Genomic DNA, 11,347 nt, shown 5'->3' with positions numbered 1-11,347 from the left:
GCTCACTGTCCTGTTTTTTTTACATAAACTTTCTCTCTTTAAGGTTTTGTTAAGGTTGATACAACATAATAGGCTCAACAAGAAAAAAAGGAGCCGAATAATGAAAAAAAATAATAGATTTACAAAGTGGATGGCACCATTGGTATGTGCAACCTTGTTATTTGCTTGTAGCAATAGTGAGGAGTCAGTTACTTCAACATCAACTAGTACCTCATCTGGAGTAAATATTGACAAATTAAGTACCATTGGTGATGGAAATATACAAACAGTTGTAAGTGAGCTAGCTACATACAGCGATGATGATCTTTATACAGAGTGGAAAGATGCGGACCCAACGTATATTCAATTGAATGGGGCAACAGCCACCTATGAAGGAGCAGGAGCTGTGGTTGTGTCTGAAAGTACTATTTACATCCGTACGGGTGGGGTCTATGTCCTAAGTGGAACTTTAGATGATGGTCAAATTGTTGTGGAAGCGGAAGATAAAAGTACCGTTCGACTTGTCTTAAATGGAGTAGACATTCATAGCAGTACTTCCGCTCCAATTTATGTGAAGGATGCTGAAAAGACGGTGATATCGTTACCGGAAGGGACAGAGAATACAATTTCTGATGGAACGCAATATGTATACGATGATACAGAAGAAGAGGAACCCAATTCAGCTATTTTTAGTAAAGATAATTTAACCATTAATGGTGATGGTAAGCTTTCTGTAGAGGCGAACTTTAATGATGGAATAATTGGAAAAGATGAACTAAGAATTACAGGCGGCAATATTGTGGTTACGGCTGATGATGATGCGATTGTTGGACGAGACTTAGTAGCTGTTCAAGATGGGAATTTGACACTTACAGCTGGCGGTGATGGAATCAAATCAACAAATGATGAAGATGCTGAAAAAGGAAATATTGCCCTTGAAGGTGGAACATATAACATTGTAGCAGACAATGACGGGATCCAAGCGCAAACTTCCCTGTATGTATTAGATGGAGATTATACCATTGCAACGGGTGGTGGAAGTCCTGAAACAATTGGAATAAATGAGTTTGCTAGTGGAGGACACTCCGATGACTCCACAACTACTACAGAAACAACGAGTGCAAAAGGTCTGAAGGCAACAACGGAGCTTGCAATTGGTGGAGGAACATTTGCGATTGACTCATATGATGATGCCATTCACAGTGGCAATAGTGTTTTATTTGAAGCTGGGGAACTTACAATCGCATCTGGAGATGATGGGATTCACGCCGATTCTTCGGTAGTAACGAAGGGTGGTAATCTTACAATTACAAAGACTTATGAAGGAATCGAAAGTAAAATTGTTGCGATTGCAGGTGGTACGATCGACATTACTTCTGCTGATGATGGACTAAATGTGGGTGGCGGAGCTGACTCCTCAGGAGAGAACATGGTTGAAAGTACTTCAGAGGATCATCTTATTCAGATTACTGGCGGATATGTATCTGTAAATTCACTGGGAGATGGACTGGATTCCAACGGATCATTTGTTATGACGGATGGTACAGTTATTGTGAATGGACCAACGGATGATGGAAATGGTCAAATAGACTATGTTGAGACGTTTGAAATAACGGGAGGAGTATTAGTAGCAGCTGGAAGTACGAAAACACAAACTAGCTCCGAGACGTCTGGACAATATTCAATTATGATGACTTACCCAGTAACACAGGCGGCAGGAACAATTGTTCATCTAGAAGATAGTGAAGGAAACACGATTGCCACATTTGCACCAGAAAAAGATTATCAGTCACTCTATATAAGTTCACCGGACTTAGCGAAAGATTCTAGCTATACCTTATATTCAGGAGGTTCTTCAACAGGAACTGAAACGAATGGTTTATACACTGACAGCGATTATAGCGGTGGAACCATCGTAGTAGATTTTACAATCTCAGATGTGATGACAAGGCTGAATGGGTAAAAAAAGAGGGTGAAGTCACCCTCTTTTTGATTTTTAATTTCTATGAAAAAATGAAACTATTCATACTCTCGAACGTCTATATACTGTATGATCTACTTTTTGAAAGGAAAGGCAGCTATGAAAAGATTTTGGATGTTCATTTGCATGATTCTGATTGCAATTATTATATACTACCAATATATAAAAAAAGAAGATGTCCCATTACCAACCACTCTTCATCCAGTAGTAGAAGAGCGGACAAATCAACTCATTCAAAATATGGCGGATCAGGGAATTACGGTCGTTATTACGGATGGATTCCGCAGTGTGGAGGAACAAAATATACTGTATGAACAGGGTCGTTCGACAGCAGGAAATATTGTTACGTATGCAAAAGGTGGAGAGTCACTTCATAATTTTGGACTTGCAGTGGACTTTGCTCTAAAGACAGAAGCAGGACAGGTCATTTGGGATATGGAGTTTGATGGAAATGGCAATGGATCGGCAGATTGGCTGGAAGTGGTTGAGAAGGCTAAGGAGCTGGGGTTTGAATGGGGAGGAGATTGGAATGGATTCGAAGATTATCCCCATCTACAACTAGATTTTGGACTAAGTCTTAATGAATTGCAAAGAGGTGAAAGACCAACAGAAGAGGCACTGACAGCCTATTAATGAAATGAATCTTACCTGAGTTTATTAAAAGTAATAGAGAATTAGCCGATTACCTCATTTTGGTAGATCGGCTTTTTTTCTCCATATCAATGCCAAAATGCGCATTTATATTTCCTTGGATGATAGTGGTAAAAACATCTTTACTCCTCGTTTGTTAAATGGCAGTATTTTTAAGTCCCCAATCAAATGACTAATGTAACCGCCTAGACAAGCATAGAACACTCCCTCAATTCTAAGTGAGGACTCAAAAAGGGAAGCAATAAAGCCAAAGAAAACCACTCCAATTAATGAATGGGTATAGCTTCGATGCGAAGATACAGATGCTACTATAATATAAATCCCCAATAGAATAACCCAAAGCTCCTCTATAGAAAATCCACCTACAAAAACAGCTATTCCAGTAATGGTTAACATATGTTTTTGCCTAATTAATGATGAGATCAACATGATCATTAAACCGATACCTACTCCTAACCATCTCTCAATCTCAGACTTCTCAAAGAAACTATAGATAACCATCATTATTCCAATGATTAGAGCAGATAGCCGAATTACTTTATGTGAAAGGGTAATTTTTCCACGAAGCTTTCCGTCAATATCCAGGTCTGGGAATAAACCTGAAATTCCTCCCAAACCGACTAACAAAAGTGTTGCAGTCGGTGATGTTTGTAATGAATTTGCAACGACAAATCCTGTTGCTGAACCTACTGCTGCATGCAATGTACCATTCAATTCTTCCACCTCTATAAATCTATTATGTAGTAAATCAAAACACTTTGTATATTCTACTACAAAACATCTGTTCTGTTTAGAAGAAAATTATTATTGGTATCAAATCACTAAGCCTTTCTTTTTGGGAGTGAGTCTTTTAGTATAGAATTTATACATATCACACTAGAAAGAAGAGGGGATGAGAATATGATTACTGTTGAAAATGATTGGTTGAAGGTAGATATAGACAGTCATGGAGCAGAAGTGCGTAAAGTAAAACACAAGAAAAATGGACTAGATTATATGTGGACAGGGGACAACAAATACTGGGGAAGAGTGTCTCCAGTATTGTTTCCGATAGTAGGACGTTTAAAAGATGATCAATATCAAGTCAATGGTCAAACGTATAAGATGTCACAACATGGTTTTTTACGTGACGTTGAATTCAATGTACTAGAGCAGACAGCAACAAATGCTACGTTTATTTTTGAATCTGCTGGACGTTTTAGAGAGGTGTATCCTTATGAGTTTAAAGCGATTATCCGGTATATGCTTGAAGACGACTCATTGATTGTACATTGGGAAATTGTGAATGAAAATGAGAAGGAAATGCATTTTTCTATTGGTGCTCATCCTGCATTTAAGATTCCACTATTAGAAAATGAAACCATTGAGGATTATCGTCTACACTTTACTCCTGCTGAAGATAAGAGTGTGATGGAGTATGAGCTGCAGAACTCTTTGCTTCACTTGAAAGGGAGTCTTAATAATATTGAGACGCTTCCACTAACGAATTCACTGTTTGCGCATGACGCTCTCGTATTCAGCAATATTGACAAGATTACATTGGGATCAAATAAATCCAGTCATGGTGTAGAAGTTATGTTTGAGAATTTTCCGTTTGTTGGAATTTGGTCAAAATATATCGATGAAGATGGAAGTATTGCACCATTTGTATGCATAGAGCCTTGGTACGGGGTGGCCGATACATATGATACATCAGGGAACTTTAGTGAAAAGTTTGGTAATAATATGCTTGAACCAGGAAATACTTTCCACACTGAGTATTCAATGAGATTTAAATAATAAACAATTTAATTTTAGAATGAAAGAACTCTTACTTTTTTAGGAGTTCTTTCATTTTATCTATTACGTTATTTAATCAATAACTTTTTCCGGAGACTTCTTTTTTTGTAAAGATGTCCCCTTCTAAAGACTGATTACAACTTAGATTATAGTAATGTTCTTAGATACAGAGCCAACATTGAAAAACTAATGTCGTAAAGGGGAACTTACTTCAACGATTCCACCCATTATTGGAAATCAGCAAACAAAATTTTTATCCAACCTCAAAGAGTTAAATATTGTAGAATGATTACTATAGAGAGACTTCACGTTTTGGGGGGATTCATTTGACTGCTACGGAACTGGGGAGAGTACTTATCGTAGATGATGAGATATTAATCAGACAGGGGATTAAGCATTATCTTAATTGGGAAAACGAGGGTTTTACAATTGTTGGGGAAGCTTCAAATGGTCAGGAAGCACTTGAATTAATCGAAGCAACAAACCCGCATATTATTGTTACAGATATTGTCATGCCCGTGATGGATGGGGAACAGCTTACGAGAATCGTGAAGCAGAAATTTCCTCAAATTGAGGTAATTGTTTTGAGCAGTTTTGGTGATTTTGAATATGTTCGCTCTACCTTCCAAAGTGGTGTGGTTGATTACATATTAAAGCCAACTCTTGATTCAGAATCACTTTTAAGGGTATTAAAGAATGCCGTGAGTAGAATTCCTTCACTTAATTTAGTGGATCAACAGGTAGAAAACCTTCTTTCTATCGAACAAATATTAAATAAGTTAATTTCAGGTTATATAGTTGAAACTCCGGAATTTAAAAAAATAACCACAGAATTTTCACATAAGCGTTTTTGTTTACTTGGAACCAATCTTAAAATGGGAAAAGCGGAACTATCTAAAGGGATTTTTGAAAAATTAAAATTCGCTCTCCGAGAGCTAAATTACACGGTTCACTTTGAAGATCATGTACTCCTTGTAAATGGAGATGATTTTACGAAACTGATTGAAATTGTTCAGAAACTATCTGAGTCAAAATCTGGGATTGGCTTTGTTTTGACTGAGGAATTTGAGGATATTTCACTATTAGGCAAAATATATAAAGACGAATTATTAATACTATTAAGCTATCGTTATTATTTTTCTAATTACCCGTTACTAAGAAAGAGTGATCTTCCAAATCCTGCACCGAAATGCAAGAATTTTAATTTGGATGGTTTTACTAGTGATTTTAAACGTAAGCATTTTAATTCTGCCTTTGGATATTTACAAGAACATGTGAAAAAATTATCTACTTGTTATACAACCGATGTTCATGAGTATAAGGATTTTTTCGGGAATATCATTTTTAATATCACCATTCTTCTCAGTAATATGGAGTACAATGTGAAGGAATTAGAACAATCTAGGTATTTGTATCTGAAATCGATAGAGGAGTCCCGTTCTGCACAGGAAGCAATCGAGATTTTAGAAGAGTTTATTTACGAGGCAAAACAAGCGATCTTCTCAATTCAACAACAACCGGAAAACGTACATATAAAAAAAATATTGGATTATATTCATGACCACTTTGCAGAACCGTTAACACTCACAGATGTTGCACAGTATTTTCATTTTAACCCTTCTTATCTATCAAGCTATTTCTCCACTCATACGCATGAGGGTTTTAATGAATACCTAAATAAGGTTCGGATCGAGGAAGCGTCAAAGTTTCTCATGCAAGGGACGGAGACTATTTCGGAGATTAGTGTTAAAGTTGGTTATTCTGATCACAGTTATTTTTGCAAAGTATTTAAAAAAATAAAAGGACTGTCACCAAGTCAATTCAGAAGAAAACAATACATGAGATAAGAGCTGGTGGATGATGAGATTAATTCCCGAACGATTCAAACATAATAATTTGTTTATCACCATGTTTATGATTACGGTCTTGATAATTGTAACCGTTTCCGTAACGATTACCTGGACCACCATTCGAATGTCGGAGCAGTTCTTTTTTGATAAGTTTAGCATTACAAACGCGAGAGTGATGAAACAGTTAAATGAGAGTCTCGATAAGTTTAACTACTCTATTGTTATCGCTTCGAATAACCTACAGCAAAGTGTTACCCTTAAAGAAATTTTAACGAAGGAAGACGAATCCAATGTCGAGCGCTTAAGTTCTATTTATACGATGAGTCAACTAATGAAACGGCTTGAACCAAATTTGGATGCATATGAGGTAAGTATTATTGTTACGGGGACAAATGGGATGAGCTATGCAACCGATCGTTCTTATTGGCCCATTCATGACGAAGAGTTAAAAAATAGTTATTTGACTAAGAAAACGTATGACAATCCCAATAAACTTTTTTATCAATATGACTATCGTCCAAACCGGGAGGATGGACGGTATATAGTTGCTACAAAGGCATTATTAGAAAGAACGTCTGGAAATAATTATGGGTCACTCTATTTCGCTATAAAAGAAACAGAGTTTAAAAAGTTTTATTCTAGTTTTACCAGTCCTGGCAATAATGTATTCTTTGTCAATTCTGATGGAATAATTGTTTCTAGCAATCAATCAAAACTAATTGGGCAAAAATCAAACGAGCTGTTAGGTTACGCTACTAAAAGTGGTGAGGATCCCAATGAAGACTATATAATCGGTGACTTTATGGGGAAGGAACAGATTATCTTAATGGAATATATCCCTTCGTTCGATATGTATATGTTTAATATTATTGATAAACAAACGGCATTTGGTAACTTAATCGATACAAACAAAATTTTACTCATTGTGATGGGGATTGTTTTTATTGCCCTTATTATTGTGCTACTCGCCTCTAGAAGATTAACCAATTCCTTATCAAGGATGGTAAAGCAGATTGAAAATACGCCAAAACACGATTTTCACCAATATGTTTCCGTTTCTGGTACTTACGAAACAAGGCAAATCGGGAAAGCCTTTAACTCTATGCTTGATGAACTCCATGAGTATGTTGACCAACTTGTCGTTTCACAAAAACACCGGCGGAATGCAGAACTAGCCGCATTGCAGCAACAAATAAATCCACATTTCTTATATAATACATTAACATCAATCAAGATGATGGCAAACCATGGAAGTAAAGAAGAAACGGAGTCAATGATTAATGCGTTGATTTCTTTATTACAAAACACCATAGGTAATGTTAATGAGACCGTTACAGTAAAACAAGAAATCGACAATCTAAGAAACTATGTATTAATTAATCAAAAGCGATATGGAAATCGGATAAAAGTAAACTTCTTTGTTTCAGGGGATTGTGAGGAGCACAAAATTCCAAAGCTAATCCTACAGCCTTTTATGGAGAATTCCTTTTTTCATGCATTCAACCATAAGCCAGAGGGGTTTATTCATGTTCTTATCTGGAAGGAAGGAAATTTATTGATTTGTGAGGTTGTAGATAATGGAGATGGTATGGAGGTCTCAGCAGACAGTCATCTACCTCCTTCTAATCGCAAGCAAGAGTTTTTTTCAGGTATTGGTGTCAGAAATGTAGATGAACGTATTCAACTTATCTACGGAGACTTGTATGGGGTGCAAATCTCAAGTGAGTTAGGGGAAGGGACAAAGGTACGAATAACGCTTCCGTTATAAAAAAAATCATATAATCTAAAAAAAATACAATATTTTAAAAATGAAAGCGTATTCAATAACTGAAAAATTTACTAATACTTAAAAATATCGTCCTAACGGTTAGCCTTATTGGGGTGCTACCATAATACTTGTAAGCGAGAGAGCGCTTACAAGAGAAAATACAATGGGGGGCAAATCGATGAAAAAAGTTCTTGCACTATTTTTAGTTAGTATTTTATTTTTGGCTGCTTGTTCTTCAGGTTCTTCCAAGGACACTTCCGGAGAGGCAAAGGATTCAAATGAAATAACTGTATGGGCGTGGGATCCAAATTTTAATATTAAAGCTATGAATCTTGCAAAGGATGCATACGCAAGTGAAAATTCGGATTTAGAGATTAAGATCATTGAAAATGCACAGGATGACATTATTCAAAAGTTGAATACTAGTTTAAGTTCTGGAACAACAAAAGGATTACCCAATATTGTTTTAATTGAAGATTATCGTGCACAAAGCTTCCTTCAAGCTTATCCTGATATGTTTCATGAATTAACAGGTGCTTTTAATGCAGATGATTTTGCACAGTATAAGATCGCACCTACAAGTGTTGATGGTAAAAATTATGGTCTTCCGTTTGATACAGGTGTATCAGGGCTATATGTTCGAACAGATTATCTAGAGCAGGCTGGATATACAATAGAAGATTTACAAAATATTGATTGGAAGCAATATATTGAAATTGGTAAGAAAGTGAAAGAAGCTACAGGGAAACATATGCTTACACAAGATCCTAATGACCTTGGTCTCATTCGTATGATGATTCAGTCTGCTGGTTCTTGGTATATGAAGGAAGATGGAAAGACTCCTAATCTAGCTGGAAATGAAGCACTTAAAGTAGCGTTTGAAACGTATAAAGAGATTTTAGATGCCGATTTAGTTAAACCGATTTCTGACTGGAGCCAGTTTTTAGCTGGATTTAATAGCGGTGATGTTGCTACTGTTCCAACGGGCAACTGGATTACTCCTTCGATAAAGGCCGAAGCTTCACAGGCTGGTAAGTGGGCAGTTGTTGCGCATCCGAGACTTCCGGGAGTACAGGAATCAGTGAACGCATCTAACTTGGGAGGAAGTTCATGGTATGTTCTAAATGTGCCAGGTAAAGAGGATGCTGCTGATTTCCTAGCAAAAACATTTGGATCAAACGTAGATTTCTATCAAACCATCAATAAAGAAATTGGTGCGATCGGTACGTTTAAGCCAGCAGCTGACGGTGAGGCTTATCAAGCAGGAGATGAATTCTTCGGAGGTCAAAAAATTATAGCAGATTTTGCAGCATGGACGGAGCAGATACCTCAAATCAACTATGGTTTGCACACCTATGCGATCGAAGATATCTTAGCAGTGGAAGCGCAAAACTATATAAAAGGAAAAGACCTTGATAAAGTACTAGAAGATGCTCAAAAACAAGCGGAAGCGCAAGTGAAATAATCTAGTCTTCATAAAAATAGCCTCGGAAACTCGGCGGCTTCTCCTATTCAGTTTTTGACTGGATCTGATCAATGAGGGGAACTACTTGTTCCGGGGCTAGTTCTATTTATTAAGGTGAGGAGTTGAAAAGTGTGATCACAGTAAAAACAAAGCAAAATTTCCAACCCATGCATTCTACCCGTAGCCTTCGCATTAAAAATACGGCTATTGGCTGGTCCTTTATTGCGCTTGCAACGGTTTTAATATGTTTGTTTTATTTTTATCCGATGGTGCAAGCATTAATTATGTCGATGCAATCCGGGACTGGAACCAATTTAACTTTTGTTGGATTAGATAATTATGCGCGCTTATTGCAGGACCCAACATTTTTAACAACAGTAAAAAATACGGTTATTTATTTGATCATTCAAGTACCTATTATGATTATTCTCGCTCTGTTTATCTCCGTGTTGTTAAATGATAAAACATTAAAGCTAAAGGGCGTCTTTCGTACAGCGATATTTCTTCCGTGTGTCACATCATTGGTTGCCTATTCGGTTATATTCAAATATTTGTTTGGACAAGAAGGAATTATTAATATTTTTTTATTGAAGTTATCGATTATATCAGAGCCGATTCAATGGCTTACAGATCCTTTCTGGGCAAAGATGGCCATTATTGTTGCCATTACCTGGAGATGGACTGGATACAATATGATCTTTTACCTATCTGCATTGCAAAACATTGATCACTCGATATACGAAGCAGCAAAAATAGATGGTGCTTCACCGTTTCAAATATTTTTTAAGATTACGATACCTTTATTAAAGCCCATTATTTTATTCACTTCTATTACTTCAACAATTGGAACACTTCAATTGTTTGATGAAGTCATGAATATTACACAAGGTGGACCGGGAAATGCGACCATGACGATTTCTCAGTATATTTACAATCTGTCATTTAAATATACCCCTGACTTTGGTTATGCAGCGACAGTTTCATACGCGATCGTCATCATGATTGTGATCTTCTCAATTATCCAGTTTAAAGTGGCAGGTGATAAAAATGCTTAAAAGAGTATTCAGTTATGGATTTCTTACAGTTGCGGCAATTATCTCGTTCTTTCCCTTTTTATGGATGATTATCAGCTCAACTAATAAATCAGTTGATGTTACGAAGGGGCGGCTATTACCGGGGAGTCATTTTTTGGAGAACTTAAACAATCTATTGGAGACGGTTGATTTGGTGCCAGCTTTAATAAATTCAGCAAAAATCTCCATTACAACTACTATTCTTTCATTATTGATAGCATCACTAGCAGGCTATGGCTTTGAAATTTATCAAAGTAAAGCCAAAGATATGGTATTTAATTTCTTATTGTTATCCATGATGATCCCTTTTGCCGCGTTAATGGTACCGTTGTTTAGGATGTTTGGATCGATTTCGCAGACATTGCCTTTTATTGGGATCGATACCTTTGCAGCTGTCATCTTACCGACAGTAACCACTGCGTTTCTTATCTTTTTCTTTCGACAAAGTACGAAGATGTTTCCTAAAGATATCCTGGAAGCAGGGAGAATTGATGGTTTAACCGAGCTTGGCTGCTTCTTTAGAATCTATGTTCCGACAATGAAAACAACCTATTCTGCCGCTGCAATTATTACATTTATGGCTAGCTGGAATAGCTACTTGTGGCCGTTAGTTGTTCTGCAATCACCTGAAAATCAAACCATACCCTTACTAATATCCGTTCTTGGATCAAGCTACTCCCCAGACTTCGGGGTGATCATGACCGCGATAGTTATTGCTACATTACCCGCTGCATTCATCTTCTTTATCATGCAAAAGCAGTTCGTTGCGGGAATGATGGGGTCTGTGAAATAGTTTAGTAT

The 11,347-nt window shown here is 36.8% G+C and carries 9 protein-coding genes; 8 read left to right on the top strand and 1 reads right to left on the bottom strand.

Annotated elements, in window-relative coordinates; translation table 11 throughout:
- Positions 1 to 100 precede the first annotated feature (100 nt).
- Both ACGLXV_RS13785 and ACGLXV_RS13780 read left to right on the top strand, forming a co-directional pair.
- Positions 101 to 1,942 carry a carbohydrate-binding domain-containing protein gene (locus ACGLXV_RS13785; RefSeq protein WP_391559074.1) on the top strand — a complete coding sequence of 614 codons (1,842 nt, stop codon included), beginning with the start codon at positions 101 to 103 and terminating at the stop codon, positions 1,940 to 1,942.
- 144 nt (positions 1,943 to 2,086) lie between these two features.
- Entirely contained in the window at positions 2,087 to 2,593 is a 507-nt protein-coding gene (locus tag ACGLXV_RS13780; RefSeq protein ID WP_391559077.1) for a M15 family metallopeptidase, read from the top strand.
- A gap of 105 nt (positions 2,594 to 2,698) precedes the next feature.
- On the opposite strand, the gene ACGLXV_RS13775 is transcribed toward ACGLXV_RS13780, so the two are convergent.
- On the bottom strand, positions 2,699 to 3,325 hold the full coding sequence (locus ACGLXV_RS13775; RefSeq protein WP_391559073.1) for a metal-dependent hydrolase: 627 nt from the start codon (positions 3,323 to 3,325) through the stop codon (positions 2,699 to 2,701).
- Positions 3,326 to 3,511: 186 nt separating this feature from the next.
- On the opposite strand from ACGLXV_RS13775, the gene ACGLXV_RS13770 reads away from it, so the two are divergent.
- The 6 genes from ACGLXV_RS13770 to ACGLXV_RS13745 all read left to right on the top strand — a co-directional run bounded on the left by ACGLXV_RS13770 (position 3,512) and on the right by ACGLXV_RS13745 (position 11,339).
- The gene (locus ACGLXV_RS13770) at positions 3,512 to 4,390 is read left to right on the top strand and encodes an aldose 1-epimerase family protein (protein WP_391559072.1); all 879 of its coding nucleotides are present in this window, start codon (positions 3,512 to 3,514) and stop codon (positions 4,388 to 4,390) included.
- A 326-nt stretch (positions 4,391 to 4,716) separates the two neighbouring features.
- The gene (locus tag ACGLXV_RS13765) at positions 4,717 to 6,237 is read left to right on the top strand and encodes a response regulator (RefSeq protein ID WP_391559071.1); all 1,521 of its coding nucleotides are present in this window, start codon (positions 4,717 to 4,719) and stop codon (positions 6,235 to 6,237) included.
- 13 nt (positions 6,238 to 6,250) lie between these two features.
- Positions 6,251 to 8,008: a cache domain-containing sensor histidine kinase gene (locus ACGLXV_RS13760; protein ID WP_391559076.1), complete on the top strand. Its 1,758-nt coding sequence runs from the start codon at positions 6,251 to 6,253 to the stop codon at positions 8,006 to 8,008.
- Positions 8,009 to 8,186: 178 nt separating this feature from the next.
- Positions 8,187 to 9,473: an ABC transporter substrate-binding protein gene (locus tag ACGLXV_RS13755; RefSeq protein ID WP_391559070.1), complete on the top strand. Its 1,287-nt coding sequence runs from the start codon at positions 8,187 to 8,189 to the stop codon at positions 9,471 to 9,473.
- A 167-nt stretch (positions 9,474 to 9,640) separates the two neighbouring features.
- The gene (locus tag ACGLXV_RS13750) at positions 9,641 to 10,528 is read left to right on the top strand and encodes a carbohydrate ABC transporter permease (protein WP_391559075.1); all 888 of its coding nucleotides are present in this window, start codon (positions 9,641 to 9,643) and stop codon (positions 10,526 to 10,528) included.
- Positions 10,521 to 11,339, top strand: coding sequence for a carbohydrate ABC transporter permease (locus ACGLXV_RS13745; RefSeq protein ID WP_391559069.1), 819 nt, complete (start codon positions 10,521 to 10,523; stop codon positions 11,337 to 11,339). Before ACGLXV_RS13750 ends, ACGLXV_RS13745 begins: the two co-directional genes overlap by 8 nt.
- Positions 11,340 to 11,347 lie beyond the last annotated feature (8 nt).

The sequence above is a fragment of the Robertmurraya sp. genome (genome assembly GCF_036676585.1).
Lineage (GTDB): Bacteria > Bacillota > Bacilli > Bacillales > Cytobacillaceae > Robertmurraya_A.
Note: the sequence above shows the minus strand (reverse complement) of the source record. Positions and strands in the feature narration are given on the sequence as shown.